Below are 20285 nucleotides of genomic sequence, written 5' to 3' on the forward strand. Positions count from 1 at the left end.
TGGCCTACCCGGCTGGACTGTCCGGCGAGTCCGGTTCGGGAAAAGACGACCGGCCCGGCCGCCGAAGAGGCGTTTCAATGATCCAGGTCAAAGTGGAGTCCGCGCGACGTGCCTAGACGGTCATCCGGGCGCTCCGTTCGTTTCGCGGGCGCGTGCGGCGTGATGCGCTACGGGCGGTCGATGAGAGGTGTCTCACGGCCGCCCGTTTCACGTTTTGGCGTGAGCCGAACTCGGTCATTCCAGGACGGCGCACTCGGGTCGCGCATCGCGCCGCCCGAGCACAGGCTCCACGCCCCGGAATGACGGCGGCGAATCCTGAGCCCGCAACAAAGCCGCCCCCCGGGGGGCGTCGCGACCCGAGCCGAGGGCAGATCATCGCACACGCCGGACGTCGATCGACCGGGTGCACGGAGATGCGGGATACACCCGCAACGACTGGCGACCACACGCATTCCTGCGGATCGTCGTTGTTGCGGTGCGGCAGAAGTAATTCGGATCTCGGAACTTCTGCCGACCGACGCGATTTGCGGACGGCGGCCGGGCGCCTATCCTTGGGCACGTCCGGCGCCGTGCCGGACGGTGTTCCGTCTCGAGGATCCCCCATGGACGAGCCGATCTTCGACATCGCCCATCTCGGCCATGTCGAGCTGTTGACCGACAAGCCCGACGAGAGTCTCGACTTCTTCACCCGCGTGCTCGGCCTCTCGGAGAGCGGCCGCGAGGGCGAGAGCGTCTTCCTGCGCGCCTTCGACGACTACGAGTTCCACACCCTCAAGCTCACCGCGGCGCCGACCACCGGCATGCGTCACGTCGGCTATCGCGCCGCGAGCCCGCAGGCGCTGGCGCGCCGCGTCGCCGCGATCGAGGCGATGGGCTGCGGCATCGGCTGGAGCGACGGCGATCTCGGCCACGGTCCGGCCTACCGGTTCCACGATCCCGACGGCCACGTCTTCGAGATCTATTACGAGACGCGGCGCTACGTGCCGCCGCCGGAGGAGAAGCCGGCGCTCAAGAATCAGGCCCAGCGCGTGCCCAACCGGGTGATCGCCCCGCGCCGGCTCGATCACCTCAATCTGCTGGCGACCGACGTCGCCGCCATCCGCGACTTCGTGCCGAAGGCGCTCGGCAGTCGCGTCACCGAGCAGATCGTGCTCGACGACGGCACGGTCGGCGGCTGCTGGTTCACGGTCAACAACAAGTCCTACGACGTCGCCTACACCCGTGACGCCACGGGGGTGCGGGGGCGCTTTCATCACGTCACCTACGCGGTCGACCAGCGCGAGCACATCCTGCAGGCCGCCGACGTGTTCCTGGAGAACGGCGTCCACATCGAGACCGGGCCGCACAAGCACGCCGTCCAGCAGACCTTCTTCCTCTATGTCTGGGAGCCGGCCGGCAACCGCGTCGAGCTCGCCAACGCGGGCGCGCGCCTGATCCTGGCGCCCGACTGGCAGACCGTCACCTGGACCCAGACCGAGCGCATGAAGGGCCAGGCCTGGGGCCTCAAGACGATCGAGAGCTTTCACACCCACGGCACGCCGCCGGCGTGAGGACGGTGCCTCCGCTCACCTCTCACCCCTCGGCGCACGCGATCGCCACCTCTCCCCGCTTGCGGGGAGAGGTCGACGTTCGCGCGTTCAGCGCGGACGTCGGGTGAGGGGGTCTCTCCCCGATGCAGAGAGCTGGCCCTGAGACTTGCGATGCAGACACTCGCGGAAGCGCCCCCTCACCCGCCGCGCGGTCCGCGCGTCGACCTCTCCCCGCACGCGGGGAGAGGTGACAAGGGGCGTGGGCGTGAGCGTCGCGCTTACGAGCGCCGGACCTGCGTCACGTCGCGCACGGCGCCGCGGGCGGCGCTCGTGGTGAAGGCCGCATAGGCCTGGAGGGCGGCCGAGACCTTGCGGTCGCGCTTGGCCGGCTGCCACGCCTTGTCGCCCTTCGCCTCCATGGCGGCACGGCGGCGGGCGAGCTCCTCGTCGCTCACGGCGAGATGGATCTTGCGGTTCGGGATGTCGATCTCGATCGCGTCGCCGTCCTCGACCAGGCCGATGGCGCCGCCCTCGGCCGCCTCGGGCGAGACGTGGCCGATGCAGAGGCCCGAGCTGCCGCCCGAGAAGCGCCCGTCGGTGACCAGTGCGCAGACCTTGCCGAGCCCCTTCGACTTCAGATAGCTGGTCGGATACAGCATCTCCTGCATGCCGGGCCCACCGCGCGGCCCCTCGTAGCGGACGATCACGACGTCGCCCGGCGTCACGGCGCCGCCGAGAATCCCTTCGACCGCCGCGTCCTGGCTCTCGAACACCTTGGCCTTGCCGGTGAAGGTCAGGATCGAGGCGTCGACGCCCGCCGTCTTCACGATGCAGCCATCGAGCGCGATATTGCCGAACAGCACCGCGAGGCCGCCGTCCTTGGAGAAGGCGTGCGCGGCGCTGCGGATCACGCCGGCCTGCCGGTCGAGGTCGAGGGTGTCCCAGCGCCGCTCCTGGCTGAACGCGACCTGGGTCGGCACGCCGCCCGGTGCGGCACGGAACAGCGTGTGCACGGTCTCTGAGGTGGTGCGCGCGACGTCCCAGCGGTCGAGCGCCTCGGCGAGCGACTTGGTATGCACGGTGCCGACCGAGGTGTCGATCAGGCCGGCGCGGTCGAGCTCGCCCAGGATCGCCATCACGCCGCCGGCGCGGTGCACGTCCTCGACATGCACGTCGGCGACCGAGGGCGCGACCTTGCACAGGCAGGGCACGCGGCGCGACAGCCGGTCGATGTCCTGCATGGTGAACGGCACCTCGCCCTCCTGGGCGGCGGCGAGCAGGTGCAGCACCGTGTTGGTCGAGCCGCCCATCGCGATGTCGAGCGCCATGGCGTTCTCGAACGCCTTGAAGGTCGCGACGTTGCGGGGCAGCACGGCGGCGTCGTCCTGCTCGTAATAACGATGGCAGAGGTCGACGATCAGATGCCCGGCCTCGACGAACAGGCGCTCGCGGTCGGCGTGGGTCGCGAGCAGCGTGCCGTTGCCGGGCAGCGACAGGCCGAGCGCCTCGGTGAGGCAGTTCATCGAGTTGGCCGTGAACATGCCCGAGCACGAGCCGCAGGTCGGGCAGGCGGAGCGCTCCACCACCTGCACGTCGGCGTCGCTCTGGCGGTCGTCGGCCGCCATGATCATCGCGTCGATCAGATCGACGGCCTTGGTCTTGCCGCCGAGCACCACCTTGCCGGCCTCCATCGGCCCGCCGGAGACGAACACGGCCGGGATGTTCAGCCGCAGCGCCGCCATCAGCATGCCGGGCGTGATCTTGTCGCAGTTGGAGATGCACACCATGGCGTCGGCGCAGTGCGCGTTGACCATGTACTCGACGCTGTCGGCGATCAATTCGCGCGACGGCAGGCTGTAGAGCATGCCATCGTGGCCCATGGCGATGCCGTCGTCGATCGCGATCGTGTCGAACTCCTTGGCGACGCCGCCGGCCTTCTCGATCTCGCGGGCGACGCGCTGGCCCAGATCCTTCAGGTGGACATGGCCGGGCACGAACTGGGTGAAGGAGTTCACCACCGCGACGATCGGCTTGCCGAAGTCGGCGTCCGTCATGCCGGTCGCCCGCCACAGGCCGCGGGCGCCTGCCATGTTGCGGCCGTGCGTGGTCGTGCGGGAGCGGTACTGCGGCATGTCGAACCTCGGGCGGTTTGGTGATCTTTCGGGCCGGCCGGATGCCGGCGGTGCGGACCGTATCGGTTACGGATGATCTCTTCGCCGTCATTCCGGGGCGCGGCGAAGCCGCGAACCCGGACTCCAGCGACGGTTTCGGAAGTCGTGGCTGGATTCCGGGTCCGGTGCTCCGCACCGTCCCGGAACGACAACCGAGCGGATCGGCCGGCACCGGATTGGAGGCGTTCTAGCGCGTCGGCCGGCGGGTGGAAACCCGCTTGCCGCGGCGTAACGGTGTCGCGGGAGCCTCTACCAGAGGCCCGGCACGAGGCGCCAGCGCACCTTTGCCTGGTACTCCGTGTAGCCGGGCAGGTGCGTGGCGAGGAACCGCTCCTCGGCGACGATGCGGGCCATCACGGCCGGCACCATGGCGGCGGCCGGCACGAAGGCCCACCAGGAGGCGAGGGCCAGCGGGCCGAACAGGAAGAGAAAGAGGGCGCTCGCATACATCGGGTGGCGCACCACCGCGTAGGGGCCGGTCGTCACCACGGTCTGGCCTTCGCTCACCTGCACGGTGCCGAACGTCCAGGTGTTCTCGCGGAACACCAGAAAGCACAGCGCGTAGCCGGCGACGATGCCGAGATTGCCGATCCAGACGAGCGCGGTCGGCATGGTCGACCCGCCGAACCGCCAGTCGAGCCCCGGGACGACCATCAGGCCGATGCCGATCACCGACGCCAAGGCCTGGATGATCTTCTGGGTCGGCTGCCGCTCGGCGGCGGCGCCGACCTCCAGCCGCCGCTCCAGGAGCGCCGGGTCGGCGTGGAGCAGCCAGAGCGCGATCACGCCGGCCGAGCCGAGCGAGGAGACGAGGAACAGCCAGCCCGGCCAGTAGCCGAGCGACCCCGCCGGCACCATCACCAGCAGGGTCATCATCGCGGAGAGGCGCAGAAAGCCGAAGGCGGTGCGGCGGGCGAGGTCGGTCATGCGGGCCGCACCATACGACGGGGCAGGGGGACGGGGAACCTCGGGTGATCACCCGGGGTGAGCAATCCAGGCGTCTCGGGGAGCGGCCCGGGGCGTGCGCCCGGGGCTCGTCCTGTTCGCCCTGTTCTGGGCGCGGAGCCCGAGCCTCTCCCCGCTTGCGGGGAGAGGTGAAAAGTGGCGAGCGCCTACTTCCCCTCCAGGGTGAACACCGGCTCCCAGTCCGGGTCCGGGGGCGTCCTCGCCAGCGCCTCGGCGCGGCTGGCGAACAGGGCGGCGGGCGGGTCGACGGCGGCGATCGTGCCGAAGGCCACGGCGGCGCCGGCGAAGTCGCGGGCGCGGAAACGGGCGAGGCCCCTCGCGTAGGCGGCGGCGCAGTCGGCCTGGGCCGGCGTGACGTGCCCGGCCTCGGCGATCGGCTCGAAGATCTTCACCGGCTGTACCCGGCCCTTGACCCGGATCGCGTCGAGCTCGCGCCAGGCGAAGGCGTCACCGGTGCGCCCGACCGTCGTCTCCGACGCCATGATCGACGTGCCGAAATACTTGTTGGCGCCTTCCAGCCGCGAGGCGAGGTTCACGGCGTCGCTCATCACCGTGTAGTTGAAGCGCCGCCGCGAGCCGATGTTGCCGACCAGCGCCTCGCCGGAGTTCAGCCCGATCCGGTGGGCGAGGTGATGACCCTGGAACGCCGCGGTCTCGTTGAGCACGGCGAGCCGCTCGCGGCAGCGCAGCGCCGCCAGGACCGCATTGCGGGCATGGTCGGGGTCGTTGGCCGGCGCGCCGAACACCGCGACGATCGAGTCGCCGATATACTTGTCGACGTAGCCGCCGCAGCCTTCGACGATGTCGGTCATCTCCGACAGATAGGCGTTCATCCAGGCGACCAGCGCGGCCGGCGTCATCGTCTCGGCGATCGACGAGAAGCCGGCGATGTCGGAGAAGAACACGGTCACGTCGCGCATCTCGCCGCCCAGCGCCGGCGGCTCGTCGGCCTCCAGCATGCGGTCGATCACCTGGGGCGCCAGATAGAGCGCGAAGCTCTTGCGCAGGAACCGCTCCTCGCGGTCGGCGGCGACCAGGCGCCAGCCGATCGTCCCGGCCGTCGCGGCGAGTGCGGCGAGCGCCGGGCCGACCAGCGGCAGCGCGAGCCCGTGCTGGAGCGCGACCGTGCCGGTCGCGGTCAGCGCCGCGATCAGGCCGAGCGTCAGCAGCGTCGCGATGCCGGGGCCGACCAGCAGGGCGCCGGTCGCGGCGAGCCCGGCCATCGCGAGCGCGATCGCCGTGACGCCGAGCCGGCCGGGCTCGCGCAGCACGTCACGGCGCAGGAGGTCGTTGACGGCGGTCGCATGGATGTAGACGCCGGAGATCGAGCGGCGCACCGGCGCGTCGTCCGCCGCCGCGGTCCGGTCGGCGGCCGGGGCGGGCAGGGCACAGCGTGGGGCGCGGGCGCCCTCGCGGCCGGTGGCGAAGCGTTTCGAGGTGAGCTTGCGGTCCTCGACGTCGAGCAGGGTGCCGAACAGCACCGCCTTGCCGGCGAAGGTCTTTCGGAAGAACGCCGCGTCGCCCTTCTCGGCGCAGGCGCGCAGATCGGCGAACGAGTAGGTCGGCACGTCGTCGGCGCCGCCGTCGAAGGCGAGCGTCTGGGTGCGTTCCACGGCGCTGGGGATGCGATAGTCGCCGAGCCGGGTGGTGCCGTCCGGCTCCAGCACGGGTGCGACGCCGCGCGTGCGCGCGGCGAGCTCGAGCGCCATCGAGGGGAGGGGCTTGCCGCCGACCGTGAACCACAGCGGCAGCCGGCGCACCACGTCGTCGGCGTCCGCATGGGTGTTCAGCGCGCGGATGTTCTTCTGCTGGCCGACCGCGATGCGTTGGCCGGCCGCCGGGCGCACCGGCCGCTCGCCGTGCAGCACCTCGCCCAGCACGACCTTGTCGCTGCGGGCGGCGAGCGCGAGCGCGCGCAGAAAGTCGCGGTCGAAGCCGCGCAGCCGGCTGCCCAGCGGCTCCTCGCCGAGCGGGATCTCCGACTGCTCGATCGAGGTCGGGAAGACGATGTCGAAGCCGATCACGGCGGCGCCGCCGTCCACCACGGCGGTGAGCACGCGGCCGATCTCGCGCGTCCAGGTCAGCGTCGGCGAGCCGGCGAGCGGCGGCGTGCGGAACGTCTGCTCGTCGATGGCGACGACGACGGCCGGCGCCTGCGCCGGGTCGTGGCGGGGCCCGAAGGTGTGCCAGCGCAGCGCCGTGAGGATGTCGAGCGAGATGCCCGACACCCGGTCGAGCGCCGGCAGCGCGACGACCAGCCCGCAGGAGAGCACGATCAGGGCGACGGCGAACAGATCACGCTTGCGCCAGCGTTTCATGAGTGTCGGGAGCGGCCAAAAGCAAACGTGGTGCTCGTGGCTCACCCCCCTCCCTGTCCCTCCCCCACAAGGGGGGAGGGAACGCAAGGGGGGCGACCGCTCGTGATCGAACGCACTGCGTCTGTCATCGTGATGATCCGGCGCCTCGCCGCAGCCGGCCCCCTCCCCCCTTGTGGGGGAGGGGTGGGGAGGGGGGTAGCCCCGAGCACGATGCCATCGGCTCGGCCGTCGACGTCACTCGAACCGCACCAGCCGGCCGACCGCGGGGGTGACGCCCGGCTTGGCGTTGGCCGAGACCTTGAAGGCGACCTTGCGGGAGCCGAGCGTCGCGACGTAGCTGCCGCCCGCGGCGAGCGACTTGTCGGACCTGGCCATGTCGTAGAAGCGGCCGCGCAGGAGCATCCTCTGGGTCACCGCGATGGTCTGCTTGTCGCCGGCCTTGTCGAGCCGTTCGAGGGTCAGCGTCGCGGGCTCCTTCAGCTCGAACACGGGCGAGCGGCCGAACAGCACGAGGGTGCGGGGCGGCTCGCCGCCGGCGCCCCCGCCGGTCGCCTTGTTCGGCCCCATGCCGCGGAACACCGTGGCGGCGCTCTCGGTCGCCTGCCGCTCGGCGAGCTGGGCGGTGGCGTCGCACTCGACCTTGACGCTGTCGATCTGGCCGAGATGCACCTTGCTCTGCTCCGCGCCGACCACCACGGTGCCGCCCGTGATCGTCTCGCGCAGGCAGGACTTCAGGTAGCCGAGGACGATCGTGTCCTTCGGTCCGAGCTTGATGACCCGTCCGGCCTCCACGTAGTCCATGAACTCGAGGCCGGAGGCCTTGCCGCGGACCTCCTCGACCACGGCGACCGGAACGCCCTTGCCGGTCCCGCTCTGCGCCGCCGCCGGCCCGGCGAGGCCGAGCACCGACACCAGCGCAGCGCCGACCAGCGTAGCCCCGAGCACCGCAGCCGTGCGACAGTGTCCGGTCGCGGCATCGCCCGGAGCAGGAAGGAAACTCGTCTCGACCCGTATCATCGCGGCCCTCGCCAAGCAGGCCCGTCCCGGGCGGGACTATACCGGTCGCGACCGGGAAGGAAAGCCCGTTCCACGACCGAACCCTTCGCGCCGCGCCGATGCGGCCGACGCGGTTCGAACGAAACACGAGCCTAGATCGGTTCCGTGATACGGTCTTGATCTGGATCAGTCCGGCCCGCAGACGTTTTCGTGATCATGTCGTCCCGACACCACGGTCGAACCACGGTGGCCCGCCATGTTCGAATCCGCCGATCTCTCCCATCACGTTCCGAAAGCCGTCTTCAAGCGCGAGGAGACCAAGCTGCGCGAGGCGCTGCTCGACGCCCAGTTCGACCTCGCCGCGCAGCGCCGCTTCGCCGTGCTGATCCTGATCGCCGGCGTCGAGGGGGCCGGCAAGGGCGAGACCGTCAATCTGCTGAACGAGTGGATGGACCCGCGCCATATCGGCGTGCGCGCCTTCTTCCAGCCGACCGACGAGGAGCGCGAGCGCCCGGACGCCTGGCGGTTCTGGCGGGCGCTGCCGCCGAAAGGGCGGATCGGGGTGTTCTTCGGCGCCTGGCACACGATGCCGATGGTCCGCCGTGCGCTGGGCGAGACGACCGAGGCCGAGTTCGCCCAGGCGATCGGCGACATCCGCCGGCTGGAGACGATGCTGTGCGACGAGGGCGTGCTGCTGCTCAAGTACTGGTTCCACATGTCCAAGAAGCAGCAGAAGCAGCGGCTGAAGGCCCTGGAGAAGAACGAGGCGACGCGCTGGCGCGTCACCGAGCACGAATGGACGTTCCACGAGATGTACGACGAGTTCGTCGGCGTGAGCGAGCCGTTCCTGCGCGAGACCTCGACCGGCGAGGCGCCGTGGATCGTCATCCCGGGCGCCGATCCGCGCTTCCGCGCCCTCACCTTCGGACGCCACCTGCTCGCCGCCTTGCGCGAGCGGCTCGACGAGAAGCCGGTCAAGAAACTCCCCGACAAGACGCCGCCGCTGCTCGCCCCGGCCGACAAGGTGACGGTGCTGAGCGCGCTCGCGCTCGACCAGCCGCTGACACGCGACGACTACGACAAGGAGCTCGAGGTTCTGCAAGGCCGGCTCAACGCGCTGGTGCGCGATCCGCGGTTCAAGGAGATGGCGGTCGTCGCGGTGTTCGAGGGTAACGACTCGGCCGGCAAGGGCGGCGCCATCCGGCGCGTCACCGGGGCGCTCGACGCACGCTCCTACCAGACCGTGTCGATCGCGGCGCCGAGCGAGGAGGAGCGGGCGCAGCCCTATCTGTGGCGCTTCTGGCGGCACCTGCCCGGGCGCGGCCAGGTGGCGATCTTCGACCGCTCGTGGTACGGCCGCGTCCTGGTCGAGCGGGTCGAGGGCTTCTGCGCGGAGGCCGACTGGATGCGGGCCTACGGCGAGATCAACGACTTCGAGGAGGCGATGGTGCGCCATCGCATCGTCGTCGTGAAGTTCTGGCTGGCGATCAGCAAGGCCGAGCAGCTTAAGCGCTTCAAGCAGCGGGAGAAGGTGGCGTTCAAGCGGTTCAAGATCACGCCCGAGGACTGGCGCAACCGGGAAAAATGGGACCGCTACGAGACGGCGATCTGCGACATGGTCGACCGCACCTCGACGGCGACGGCGCCGTGGACTCTCGTCGAGGCCAACAACAAGCTGTACGCCCGCATCAAGGTGCTGAGGACGCTGTGCGAGGCGATCGAGGCCGCGATGGAGACGACCGGCAAGAAGCGGAAGAATAAGGGGTAGGGGAGGTGATCTTTCCGAGCTTGGCGGCTGGTGGGTCTTACCCTCTCCCGAGGGGAGAGGGTCGGGCGCGAGCGAAGCTCGCGACCGGGGTGAGGGGCGTATGCGTCGATGGAGAGCTCGGCACCCCCTCACCCGGTTCTCGCGCTGTGGCGCGAGAACCGACCGCTCCCCACTGGGGAGAGGTAAAGCGAAGTGCGGGGCGGACTCGAGCATATCGAGGCCGTCATGAGCGATGACGTCACGCCCGGGCATCACCAGAAAAAGCCCGTCGCGCTCGCCCTGCAGGGGGGCGGCGCGCACGGGGCGTATGCGTGGGGCGTCGTCGACGCCATGCTGGAGGATGGGCGGCTTTCCGTCGAGGCGATCAGCGCCACCAGCGCCGGCGCCATGAACGCGGTGCTGCTCGCCGATGGTCTCGTGGCCGGTGGCCCCGAGCGGGCGCGCGAGAAGCTCGCCGCCTTCTGGCAGGCGGTGTCACGCATGGAGGCGGTGTTCGGGCTCGCCTGGTCGGCCGTCGACCGCCTCGCGCAGGCCTTCGGCCTGCCGCCCGAATACATGCCCTCGCACGCCGCCGTGCATGCGCTCACCCACAGCCTGCCGCCCGACCTGATCAATCCGTTCCGCTTCAACCCGCTGCGCAAGCTGTTGCTCGAGCATGTCGACTTCGACCGCGTCAACGACGCGGCTGCGATCCGCCTCTATCTCGACGCCACAAATGTGCGCACCGGCAAGATCGCGATCTTCGAGACGCCGCGCATCACGGTCGAGACCGTGCTCGCCTCGTGCTGCCTGCCGCCCTACTTCCAGGCGGTCGAGATCGACGGCGAGTATTTCTGGGACGGCGGCTTCCTCGGCAACCCGGCGATCTATCCACTGGTCTATCGCGACGGCTGCCGCGACGTGATCGTCGTGCAGGTCGGCGCCCGCGAGCGGCCGGAGCTGCCGCGCAGCGCCGCCGACGTGCTGCACCGGATGAACGAGATCAGCTTCAACTCGTCGCTGATGCGCGAGATGCGGGCGATCGCTTTCGTGACCAAGCTGATCGACACCCACGAGCTCGACGGCGAGAAGCACCACCGCATGTACATGCACTGGATCGGCGACGACAGCGTGATGGCGACGCTGGGTGGGGTCACCCAGTTCCATCCCGACTGGGGGCTGCTCACGCGGCTGCGCGACGAAGGCCGCGCTGCGGCGAAAGCCTGGCTCGCGACCAATCTCGACGCGGTCGGACGGCGCTCGACGATCGACGTGGCGGGGCTGTTCTTGTGAGAGGAACAAGTGCCCGTGTCCCGGACGCGGCGCACCGCGCCGCGAGCCGGGATCCAGGGGCACGAGCGATCCTTCACACGCCGCTCATGCCCGCGAAGGCGGGCATCCAGAAGCGTCGTTGCCCTGTCGCTCCCGGGTTCCCGCCTGCGCAGGGACGAGCGGAGCATGGGGCGGCCGGCGGCGCGTCTCCTCACCGTCGATTGGAGGCCGAGGTTGAATCTCCCCCCCGCGCATGACATCTGAAGCCCTCGCGCCGGTCGTCCCCGCGCCGGCGCCGAAGGGAGACCGATGCCCGACCGCACGCCCGACCGCCTGCCCGACCCGAAGCTCGATCCGCCGCGTGAGGCGAGGCGCGACGTGTCGCCCGAGCTGCCGTTCTGGAAGCGCAAGGCGCTCGCCGAGATGACCGCGGCCGAGTGGGAGAGCCTGTGCGACGGCTGCGGGCGTTGCTGTCTCAACAAGCTCGAGGACGAGGACACGGGCGAGATCTTCCACACCGACGTCGGCTGCCGGCTGCTCGACGGCTACACCTGCCGGTGCCGCGACTATCCGAACCGGCACGCCATCGTCCACAACTGCGACCGCCTCACGCCGACCAACGTGCCGCGGCTGAAATGGCTGCCGAAGACCTGCGGCTATCGCCTGATCGCCGAGGGGCGCGACCTCTACTGGTGGCACCCGCTGGTGTCCGGCGACCCCGAGACCGTGCATGCCGCAGGCGTCTCGGTGCGCGGCCGGGTCGGGCTGTTCGAGGACGCGATGAACGGCGAGGATCTCGAGGACCGCATCGTCTCCTGGCCGGAGCGCATCCCGCCGCGCGCCAAGCGCCTGCCGACGGCCCGCTGAGCGGCGGCGGCGCGCCGCCCCCGTTCCGTGCCGCGTCGCTCAGCCGACCGCCGGTGGCCGCGTCGTCGCCGTGTCCTGGCGGGCCAGCAGCCGGGCGAGCTTCCTCGCCTCCATGGGCCGGGCGACGACGAAGCCCTGCACGCTGTCGAAGCCGAGCGCCTTGACGGCGGCCAGATCCTCCTCGCCCTCCACGCCCTCGGCGACGATCGGCACCCGCACGCGGCGCGCCTGCTCGACCAGCGCCGCGCAAACGGCGTGCCTGGCCGCGTCGGTCGCGCAGCCCCGCACCGTGCCGCCGTCCGCCTTCAGCTCGACGAACGGGAAGTGCGGCAGCGCCGCGAGCGGCGTCCAGCCCGGCCCGGCGTCGTCGATCGACACGCCGACATTGCAGAAGCGCAGCTCGCGGGCGATCGCCACGGCCTCGTCGAGATGCGCCACCACCTCGCTGCAGTCGACCTCGACGGTCAGCCCGCGAAACGCCGGATGATCGGGCAGCCGCCGCCACAGGCTGCGGACGAAATCCGGCTCGCGCAGCACCGTGAGCGGCACGTTGACGGCGAGCCCGATCGGGGTGCCGCGCGCCGCGAAGCCGCGCCAGTCGGCGATCGCGCGGTCGACCACGAGATCGGAGACGGCCCGCCACGGCAGGTCGGCGCCGCTCGGCAGGAAGCGCGCCGGCTCGATCACGCCCCAGACCGGGTGACGCAGGCGCAGGAGCGCTTCGGCGCGCCGGATCGTGCCGGTCGAAAGATCGACCTGCGGCTGGTACCACGGTTCCAGCCAGCCGGCGGCGAGCGCCTCCTCGATGTCGACCGGGGCCTGCAGGGTGGCGCGGCGCGGCGCCAGATGCGCGACCCGCGCGGCGAGATCGGCCGGCCGGAACGGCGTGGCGAGCGGCGTCAGCGCCGTGAGGCCGAGCGCCGCGGCGAGCTCCTGCGCGGCCGCGAGCGCCGGGGAGGCCGGTGGTCCGAGCAGCAGCACGCTCGCCTCCGGGCTCGCCACGGCGAGCCGCCGCAGCCGGTCGGCCGTCGCCGGGCCGTCCGGCAGCGGCAGCACCACGAGATCGAGCGGCGTCGTCGCGGCCGCCGCGGCGAAGCCGTCGTCGTCGGCGCACGCGCGCACCACGAAGCCGAGCTCGGCCAGCGCCTCGCCCAGGAAGGCGCGCAGATGCGACCGGCCGGTCAGGACGCAGGCCTGCGGTGTGATCCGGCGCCGGCCGAAGCGGGGGAACGCGATGGGGGTGCTCATCATTCCGGATCCTGTCGGGCCGAGCCGGTGCCGGAACGCTCGCGGTCGTCGAACGCTTCTGTGTTCGAACGCGCCGGCGGGCGGAAATCCGCCTGTGACCAAGGTATGTCGATCGGCGATGTTGAGAGAACCTTGGCGCGTTTCATTCGATCCGCGGGATAATCTGCCTGCGACTTTTCGTCGAACTGTCTGCAACTCGATGCCTCGAGCCGGACGAGCGCGGCCTCGACCCGCGAAAATCGGCACGGTCGTGGCCGGATTTCTGTGTAAGTCCATTCGGCTAGGCGAAACGGACGGGGCCGGCTGCCGAGCGGTCGGCGAGAGCCATCGCAAAACGCGATGAAGAGGTAATTTGCATCTCTGGATTGTTTTACAGCTTTACGACGTGAGAGAAATATTTGTGGGTAAAATCGTCGCGCCGGCCGGAGCGCCGAAGTATTTGCGCGGGATTTTCGAGGGGTGATGACGCCGCAGGCTGGCCGCCGGCGGGCGGGCGAGTCGGCTTCGTCATCACGTCGCGTGGTGGTTCTCCGTCGTGTCGGCGGGGCACGGACCGCGCCCGTGATCGCGCCACGCGGGAGACGTCGGCCAGGCCGATGCCGATGAGGGGTTGAGGAAAAAAATCTTTCGAAGGAGAAAATATTCCTTGACACCGTGACGCTGCTTCGGTAGCAATCGGGCACGGTCGAGACTTGCGTCGCGGCCCCGGGCTGGCCCTGCCTCAGGCGGCGAAGAACCAGAGATAGACCACGGCCAACGCCACGACGGCCCCGATCACGCCGAAGCCGAGCATGTAACGGACATCGTGGCCCGTGGTGCCCTGCCGCGCCTGTGTGGCCGACGGGGTGATCGGGGTCTCGTCGCTCGGTCGCGCCATGTCGTCCATCGGTTCTCTGCTCGCCGCGGCAAGGTCTCGCCGCCGCCGGACCAACGCGATACCCGTACCGGCCGTTCCCCACCGGCCCGCCTCCCATCGGAAGAGCCCCATGCTGAACCGCATCCTGCGCTTCGGGCGCGATGCCGCGCACCCGACCGAGACCGCGCCTCCGGTCCGGCCGGCGCGTCCGGCCGCGCCGGCGACCGCGACCGTCGCCGAGCAGAAGAGCTCGCGCATCGCCCGCCTGATCCGGCTGGAGCCGGGCGGCACGGCGCGGTGGACGCCGCGCGACTACGCAGCGCTCGCCCGCGAGGGCTTCTCGACCAACGCGATCGTGCATCGCGCCGTGAAGCTGGTCGCCGAGAACGTCGCGGCGCTCACGTTCCTCGCCTACGAGGGCGACGTGCTGCACGAGCGCCATCCGCTGACCGATCTGCTGAACCGGCCCAATCCGCGCCAGGACGGCGCGACGCTGATCGAGGCGCTCACCGCGCATCTCATGATCAGCGGCAACGGCTATCTGGAGCTGGTGACGCTCGACGGCGCGCCGCGCGAGCTGTTCGCGCTGCGGCCGGACCGCATGCGCGTCGTGCCGGGGCCGGACGGCTGGGCGCAGGCCTACGACTACACGGTGGCGGGCCGCACCGTGCGGTTCGAGCAAGCCGGCGAGCCGCCGCCGATCCTGCATCTGGTGCTGTTCAATCCGCTCGACGATCACTACGGCCTCGGCGCCCTGGAGGCGGCGGCCGTGGCAGTCGACACCCACAACGCCGCGGCGCGCTGGAACAAGGCGCTGCTCGACAACGCGGCGCGGCCCTCCGGCGCGCTCGTCTACGCGGCGCCCGACGGCGGTATTCTCGGCGACGACCAGTACGAGCGGCTCAAGCGCGAACTGGAGACGACCTACCAGGGCGCCGCCAACGCGGGCCGGCCGCTGCTGCTCGAGGGCGGGCTCGACTGGAAGGCGATGGCGCTGACCCCGAAGGACATGGATTTCCTCGAAGCGAAGAACGGCGCGGCGCGCGAGATCGCGCTCGCCTTCGGGGTGCCGCCGATGCTGCTCGGCATCCCGGGCGACAACACCTATGCGAACTATCAGGAGGCGAACCGTGCCTTCTGGCGCCACACGGTGCTGCCGCTGGGCGCCCGCATCGGCAGCGCGCTCGCCCAGTGGCTTTCGCCGGCCTTCGGGCCGGCCTCGGGGGCGGCCGCCGGGGCGGCCGAGGGCGGCGCGCTGCGGCTCGAGATCGACACCGACCGCATCGACGCGCTGGCCGCCGACCGCGTCGCGCTGTGGGAGCGGGTCGGCGCCGCGTCCTTCCTCACCGTCAACGAGAAACGTGCCATGCTCGGCTTCGGCCCGATCGCCGGCGGCGACGTGATGTGATCAGCGGCGATGCGATGTGATCAGGTTCCCCCGCTCGTCCCTGCGATCGTCCTTGGACGTGGCCACGAGCTCGGCCTGCTCCCTCTCCCCGGCGGGGAGAGGGTCGGGGTGAGGGGGTGCCGAGGCCGATTGTTTCATCGAGAGGCCGGCACCCCCTCACCCGACGCGCTTCGCGCGTCGACCTCTCCCCGCTGGGGAGAGGTGATCCGCGGGCGCCGCGGATCTGCTTCGCGCCGAGACCGACGATGCCGAGGATCCCCCATGACCGACCTCGTCGACACCTTCGCGAGCCGAGGCGATCTGGCGCATCTCGCACTGTTCCTGTGGGCGTCGTCGTCGAGCGTGCTCGCCGTCTATGCGCTGCGCGCGCACGCGGCGACCTCGCGGCGCTTCGACGACTTCGTCCGCTCGCTCGCCCGGTTCAACGACACGTTTCGAAGACGATCCTGACGGGGAGACGATCCTGATGGACACGCTGCATGCGGTGCTGCGCAGCCTGCGCGGCGAGACCAAGTCGCGGCCCGACCATGTCGCGGTGTTCCGCGAGTTCTTCGTTCACCTCGACCGGCTCGGCCGGCGCGAGCTGCGCGATGCGCACAAGCGCCCGCGCACCCGTCGCCGGCGCGCCGCCAAGTGACATGCGCCACGACGTGACCTGCTCCGCGACCCGGTTCACGGCGACGCCTGGATGCCGCCGACCGTGACGTCGAGGTCGGTGACGAGGCCGTCGGCGAGCGAATAGACCCAGCCGTGCACCCACAAGGGCTGGCCGCGCGCCCACGCCTCCTGCACGAAGATGTCGGAGGCGACGTTCTTCACCTGGCGGATCACGTTCAGCTCGCACAGCCGGTCGAACCGCGCGCTCTCGTCGCGGATCGCCATCAGCTCCTCGAGATGGTCGTTCCACACCTCGCGGATCGGATGCAGCCAGTGGTCGACGAGGCCGCGCCGCATGCCGTCCACGGCCGCCTTGACGCCGCCGCAGCCGTAATGGCCGACCACCATGATGTGCTTCACCTTCAACACGTCGACGGCGAACTGCAGCACCGAGAGGTAGTTCGCGTCCTGCGGCGGCGCCAGGTTGGCGACGTTGCGGTGGACGAACAACTCGCCCGGATCGAGATCGACGATCTCGTTGGCCGGCACCCGGCTGTCGGAGCAGCCGATCCACAGATATTCGGGCGCCTGCTGCCGCTCGAGCCGCCGAAAGAAGTCCGGATCGTGCTCGACCATGCGCTTCGCCCAGGCGGCGTTGTTGGCTTTCAGATGCTTCAGCATCGCGGGACGCCTCACTCGCAGGCGGGGCCGTATCGCGGACCGACGCCGCCCGAACGACACCGGTTGTAGCCCCATCGCGCCCCGCCCGGAAGGGCCGCGCCGCCCGTCTTTCGTCGGGCGGGCGACCGGCGCTCGCGCGCGTCGCCGACGCCGCGAAACATCAGTGTCCGTCCGTGTCGGGGATCATCATGCACGCACCTCTCGCCCCTCTGCCGCGGGCCGATGCGCCTCGCCTCGATCTCCGTCCGGTCGCGCGGGTCGAGCCCGACGGCACCGTGGAGGGCTACGCCTCGCTGTTCGGCGAGATCGACCAGGCGCGCGACATGGTGATGCCGGGCGCCTTCGCGCAGACGCTGCGCACCCGCGGCCTGCGCCGCATCCCGATGCTGTTCCAGCACGACCCGGCCGAGCCGATCGGCATCTGGCTGGACCTCACGGAAGACATCCGCGGCCTGAAGGCGCGCGGAAGGCTGATCCCGGACGTGGCGCGCGCCCGCGAGGTGCTGGCGCTGGTGCGCGAGGGCGCGGTCGACGGGCTTTCCATCGGCTTCCGCACCGTCAAGGGGCGCATCGATCCCGCGACCCGCATCCGCAAGCTCGACGTGATCGACCTGTGGGAGATCTCGATCGTCACGTTCCCGCTGCTCTCCGGCGCGCGCGTGCGGGCCGTGAAGTCCCGGGCGGCCACCGGCCGCGGGCCTGCCGCCGCCTCGCGCGCCGCGTCTGCGTCGCGCCGCTGATCCTCGAAAAGTCCGTCCAGCCATCAGGAGCCATCATGGACATCGATCTCGACCGCGTGCCGTCGAACCTCGCGCCTTGCGCCTCGCCGGAGACCAAGGCGGGGCTCGATCCCCGCATCGACCTGCGCATCCCGGCGCATGTCGGCGCGCAGCCCACCATGGACGACTTCATGCGCACCTTCGAGGCCTACAAGGCGACGAACGACGCCCGGCTCGGCCGGATCGAGCGGCGCGGCGCCGCCGACCCGCTCACCGAGGAGCGTCTCGCCCGCATCGACGCGACGCTCGTCGAGCAGCAGCGCCGGGTCGATGCGCTGGCGCTCAAGAGCGCCCGCCCGGCACTCGGCCGCGACGCCCGCGACGGCCGCGACGCCTTCGACAACCCGGCGGCGTGCGAGCACAAGGCGGCGTTCGACGCCTATGTCCGCAAGGGCGACGCGTCCGGCCTGCTGGCGATCGAGCGCAAGGCGCTGTCGATCGGCTCGGCGCCGGACGGCGGCTATCTGGTGCCGCCCGAGGTCGAGCGCGAGATCGGCCGCCGCCTCGTCGACGTGTCGCCGATCCGGTCGATCGCCGGCACCCGCACGGTCTCGGCGAGCGTCTACAAGAAGCCGTTCATGACGAGCGGCCCGACGGTGGGCTGGATCGGCGAGACCGGCAGCCGGCCGCAGACCGCGACGCCGGCGCTCGCCGAGCTCGCCTTCCCGACCATGGAGCTCTACGCCATGCCGGCGGCGACGGCGACGCTGCTCGACGACGCCATGGTCGACATCGACGCCTGGCTCGCCGCGGAGGTCGATCAGGCGTTCGCCGAGCAGGAGGGCGCCGCCTTCGTGGCGGGCGACGGCGTCAACAAGCCGAAGGGCTTCCTCGCCTACCCGACGGTGGCGAACGGCTCGTGGAGCTGGGGCAACATCGGCACCGTCGCGAGCGGCGCGGCCGGGGCCTTCCCGGCCTCCGATCCGGCCGACGTGCTGATCGATCTCGCCTATGCGCTGCGCGTCGCCTATCGCCGCAACGCCACCTTCGTGATGAACCGCAAGACCGAGTCGGTGGTGCGCAAGTTCAAGGACACGACCGGACAGTATCTGTGGGCGCCCGGCCTCGCGGCGGGTCAGCCGGCGACGCTGCTCGGCTATCCGGTGGTGATCGACGACGCCATGCCGGACATCGCCGCCGGCTCGCTGTCGATCGCCTTCGGCGACTTCCGCCGCGGCTATCTGGTGGTCGACCGCACCGGCGTGCGGGTGCTGCGCGATCCCTACAGCGCCAAGCCCTACGTGCTGTTCTACACCACCAAGCGGGTGGGCGGCGGCGTGCAGGACTTCGAGGCGATCAAGCTCCTGAAGTTCGCCGCGAGCTGAGCCGCCTGGAAGCCCCCGGCGGGGACGACCCGCTCGCCCCCGCCGGCGGCACGTCTCGCGCCGGCGGTGTCACGCGACGGTGTGACTCCCCGGTGTCACACTCCCCGGTGTCACACTCCCCGGTGTCACTCCTGCACGTATCTCTCGGTGCAGCTCTGCGTGCCCCAGATGCCGCGTGAGCAGACGAGCTCGGTCTTGAAGGCGGTGCGTCCCGGCGTCGCCGCGCGGTCCGCGGCCTCGGCGGCCGGCGCCTGCGTCCGGGCTTGCGACTGCGCCGCCGGGGCCGGGGTCGCGGTCGGGGGCGCGCCAGGCGCGGCGGTCTGGGCCGCCTGCGGGCTCGGCGCCTTGGTCGGGGCGGCGGCCGCTTGCGACGCCGCCGGCTGCGACGTCGCCGGCTGCGACGGCGCCGCCTGGGGCGGCGCCGCCTGGGGCGGCGCCGCTTGGGTCGGCGCCGCTTGGGTCGGCGCCGCTTGGGTCGGCGCCGCTTGGGTCGGCGTCGCCGGGGTCGGCGTCGCCGGGGGCGGTGCCGCGCTCACCTGCTGGCGCGTCTGATCCTGGCGCGTCTTGTCGCTGTCGAACGGCGTCAGCCGGCCGGACAGGACGAGCACCAGCACGCCGAGCACGGCCGTGATCGCAATGACTTTCATGAGCTCCTCCGTGGCGTTTCGACCGGCAACCGCTCACCGCCGTGCCGGTTCCGGTGAGCGGCAGCGGGTCGCACCGTCGCGGCGCCGGGCGCGGCGCGGCCGCGCCGCGGTGGTCGATACGGCGACGGCGGAGACGGCGGCGCACCCCCCGACGATCCGCCGCATACGTGGCTTGCCGGAGGGCCGTCCTCTTGACCGCGTGTCGGCACCGGGCTACTGCCGACCTGGAATTGTTCGAACGGATTTTTTCTGGCGGCCGGCCTTCCTGTCGCTGATCTCGATCGAGCCGGACGCCCCATTTCGGAGAGTCGTCATGCGCATCGTTTTCGTCCTCGTGGCCCTGGTCGCGGTGCTGTTCGCGTTCGACAAGATCCCGTTCATCTCCAAGCGGCAGCCGGTCGCACCCGTGACGGCGTCGACGCCGGCGGCGACCCCGAAGGCTCCGGCCGCGAGTCCCGCGGCGGCCGCGCCCGCATCCGCGCCCACCAAGGTGGCGGCTGCGCCGGTGACCTGGGTGACGAAGCAGACGTGCAGCAAGTCGACCTGGGGCCCGGTCAACTGCACCGACACCTACGTGCGTCAGTGAGCCGTCGGCCTGCGTCGGTGATCGCGCAGGGGCCGGTGATCGCACGCGGGTTCTGACCAGCCTCGCGCCCTGTGCGGTCCGGCTGCGACGCGGTCGGGCGTGATGTCGCGTCGCCTGCCGATGGTCCACCTGCCGGTGGGCCGTCGGATGCCTGTTCTTCGTCGTGCCGGCCGGGTGAGCCGCCGGTGTGACAGATCGTTCGTGCGCCCTTTCCAGTCGTGCGCCGGTTCTATCCGCGCGCCCGTCTCGGCACGGCCGGGCTCGCCGCCGCCGTCGCCGCGTGCGCCGCATC

Annotated in this window: 18 protein-coding genes; 10 read left to right on the forward strand and 8 right to left on the reverse strand. The window is 71.1% G+C overall.

The window, feature by feature from the left end; genetic code table 11:
* Positions 1-602: 602 nt before the first annotated feature.
* A complete protein-coding gene (locus ACFSOX_RS04380) occupies positions 603-1550 on the forward strand; it encodes a catechol 2,3-dioxygenase (RefSeq protein ID WP_378476563.1) in 948 nt (315 codons plus the stop codon).
* A gap of 257 nt (positions 1551-1807) precedes the next feature.
* Here ACFSOX_RS04380 and ilvD read toward each other — a convergent pair whose 3' ends face one another.
* The 4 genes from ilvD to ACFSOX_RS04400 all read right to left on the reverse strand — a co-directional run bounded on the left by ilvD (position 1808) and on the right by ACFSOX_RS04400 (position 7929).
* Complete coding sequence (ilvD, locus tag ACFSOX_RS04385; RefSeq protein ID WP_378476564.1) at positions 1808-3661, reverse strand: dihydroxy-acid dehydratase; 1854 nt, start codon at positions 3659-3661, stop codon at positions 1808-1810.
* A gap of 288 nt (positions 3662-3949) precedes the next feature.
* The gene (locus ACFSOX_RS04390; protein WP_378476565.1) at positions 3950-4627 is read right to left on the reverse strand and encodes a methyltransferase family protein; all 678 of its coding nucleotides are present in this window, start codon (positions 4625-4627) and stop codon (positions 3950-3952) included.
* A 185-nt stretch (positions 4628-4812) separates the two neighbouring features.
* The gene (locus ACFSOX_RS04395; RefSeq protein WP_378476566.1) at positions 4813-6984 is read right to left on the reverse strand and encodes a CHASE2 domain-containing protein; all 2172 of its coding nucleotides are present in this window, start codon (positions 6982-6984) and stop codon (positions 4813-4815) included.
* A gap of 234 nt (positions 6985-7218) precedes the next feature.
* The gene (locus ACFSOX_RS04400; protein WP_378476567.1) at positions 7219-7929 is read right to left on the reverse strand and encodes a hypothetical protein; all 711 of its coding nucleotides are present in this window, start codon (positions 7927-7929) and stop codon (positions 7219-7221) included.
* A 307-nt stretch (positions 7930-8236) separates the two neighbouring features.
* Between ACFSOX_RS04400 and pap the strand changes: the two genes are divergently transcribed.
* The 3 genes from pap to ACFSOX_RS04415 all read left to right on the forward strand — a co-directional run bounded on the left by pap (position 8237) and on the right by ACFSOX_RS04415 (position 11866).
* Positions 8237-9748: a polyphosphate:AMP phosphotransferase gene (pap, locus tag ACFSOX_RS04405; protein ID WP_378476568.1), complete on the forward strand. Its 1512-nt coding sequence runs from the start codon at positions 8237-8239 to the stop codon at positions 9746-9748.
* Between the two features lie 225 nt (positions 9749-9973).
* Positions 9974-11020, forward strand: a complete 1047-nt coding sequence (locus ACFSOX_RS04410) for a patatin-like phospholipase family protein (protein ID WP_378476569.1) — start codon at positions 9974-9976, stop codon at positions 11018-11020.
* Between the two features lie 288 nt (positions 11021-11308).
* Complete coding sequence (locus ACFSOX_RS04415; protein ID WP_378476570.1) at positions 11309-11866, forward strand: YcgN family cysteine cluster protein; 558 nt, start codon at positions 11309-11311, stop codon at positions 11864-11866.
* A gap of 39 nt (positions 11867-11905) precedes the next feature.
* Here the strand turns inward: ACFSOX_RS04415 and ACFSOX_RS04420 are convergent, their stop codons facing one another.
* A complete protein-coding gene (locus tag ACFSOX_RS04420; RefSeq protein ID WP_378476571.1) occupies positions 11906-13114 on the reverse strand; it encodes an EAL domain-containing protein in 1209 nt (402 codons plus the stop codon).
* A 721-nt stretch (positions 13115-13835) separates the two neighbouring features.
* Positions 13836-13991 carry a hypothetical protein gene (locus ACFSOX_RS04425; protein ID WP_378476572.1) on the reverse strand — a complete coding sequence of 52 codons (156 nt, stop codon included), beginning with the start codon at positions 13989-13991 and terminating at the stop codon, positions 13836-13838.
* 109 nt (positions 13992-14100) lie between these two features.
* On the opposite strand from ACFSOX_RS04425, the gene ACFSOX_RS04430 reads away from it, so the two are divergent.
* From ACFSOX_RS04430 to ACFSOX_RS04440, 3 genes are all read left to right on the forward strand, one after another.
* A complete protein-coding gene (locus ACFSOX_RS04430; protein WP_378476573.1) occupies positions 14101-15378 on the forward strand; it encodes a phage portal protein in 1278 nt (425 codons plus the stop codon).
* Between the two features lie 261 nt (positions 15379-15639).
* Positions 15640-15828, forward strand: a complete 189-nt coding sequence (locus ACFSOX_RS04435; RefSeq protein WP_378476574.1) for a hypothetical protein — start codon at positions 15640-15642, stop codon at positions 15826-15828.
* A gap of 16 nt (positions 15829-15844) precedes the next feature.
* Positions 15845-16015, forward strand: coding sequence for a hypothetical protein (locus ACFSOX_RS04440; RefSeq protein WP_378476575.1), 171 nt, complete (start codon positions 15845-15847; stop codon positions 16013-16015).
* Between the two features lie 35 nt (positions 16016-16050).
* Here ACFSOX_RS04440 and ACFSOX_RS04445 read toward each other — a convergent pair whose 3' ends face one another.
* A complete protein-coding gene (locus ACFSOX_RS04445) occupies positions 16051-16656 on the reverse strand; it encodes a carbonic anhydrase (RefSeq protein WP_378476576.1) in 606 nt (201 codons plus the stop codon).
* A gap of 188 nt (positions 16657-16844) precedes the next feature.
* On the opposite strand from ACFSOX_RS04445, the gene ACFSOX_RS04450 reads away from it, so the two are divergent.
* Positions 16845-17396, forward strand: coding sequence for an HK97 family phage prohead protease (locus ACFSOX_RS04450; protein WP_378476577.1), 552 nt, complete (start codon positions 16845-16847; stop codon positions 17394-17396).
* A 35-nt stretch (positions 17397-17431) separates the two neighbouring features.
* Entirely contained in the window at positions 17432-18760 is a 1329-nt protein-coding gene (locus ACFSOX_RS04455; RefSeq protein WP_378476578.1) for a phage major capsid protein, read from the forward strand.
* 125 nt (positions 18761-18885) lie between these two features.
* Here the strand turns inward: ACFSOX_RS04455 and ACFSOX_RS04460 are convergent, their stop codons facing one another.
* Positions 18886-19407, reverse strand: a complete 522-nt coding sequence (locus tag ACFSOX_RS04460; protein ID WP_378476579.1) for a hypothetical protein — start codon at positions 19405-19407, stop codon at positions 18886-18888.
* A 313-nt stretch (positions 19408-19720) separates the two neighbouring features.
* Between ACFSOX_RS04460 and ACFSOX_RS04465 the strand changes: the two genes are divergently transcribed.
* On the forward strand, positions 19721-19993 hold the full coding sequence (locus ACFSOX_RS04465) for a hypothetical protein (RefSeq protein ID WP_378476580.1): 273 nt from the start codon (positions 19721-19723) through the stop codon (positions 19991-19993).
* The last annotated feature ends 292 nt before the right edge of the window (positions 19994-20285 follow it).

Origin of the sequence: Rhodoplanes azumiensis, from assembly GCF_042682915.1 — a bacterium.
Classification (GTDB): Bacteria; Pseudomonadota; Alphaproteobacteria; order Rhizobiales; family Xanthobacteraceae; genus Rhodoplanes; species Rhodoplanes azumiensis.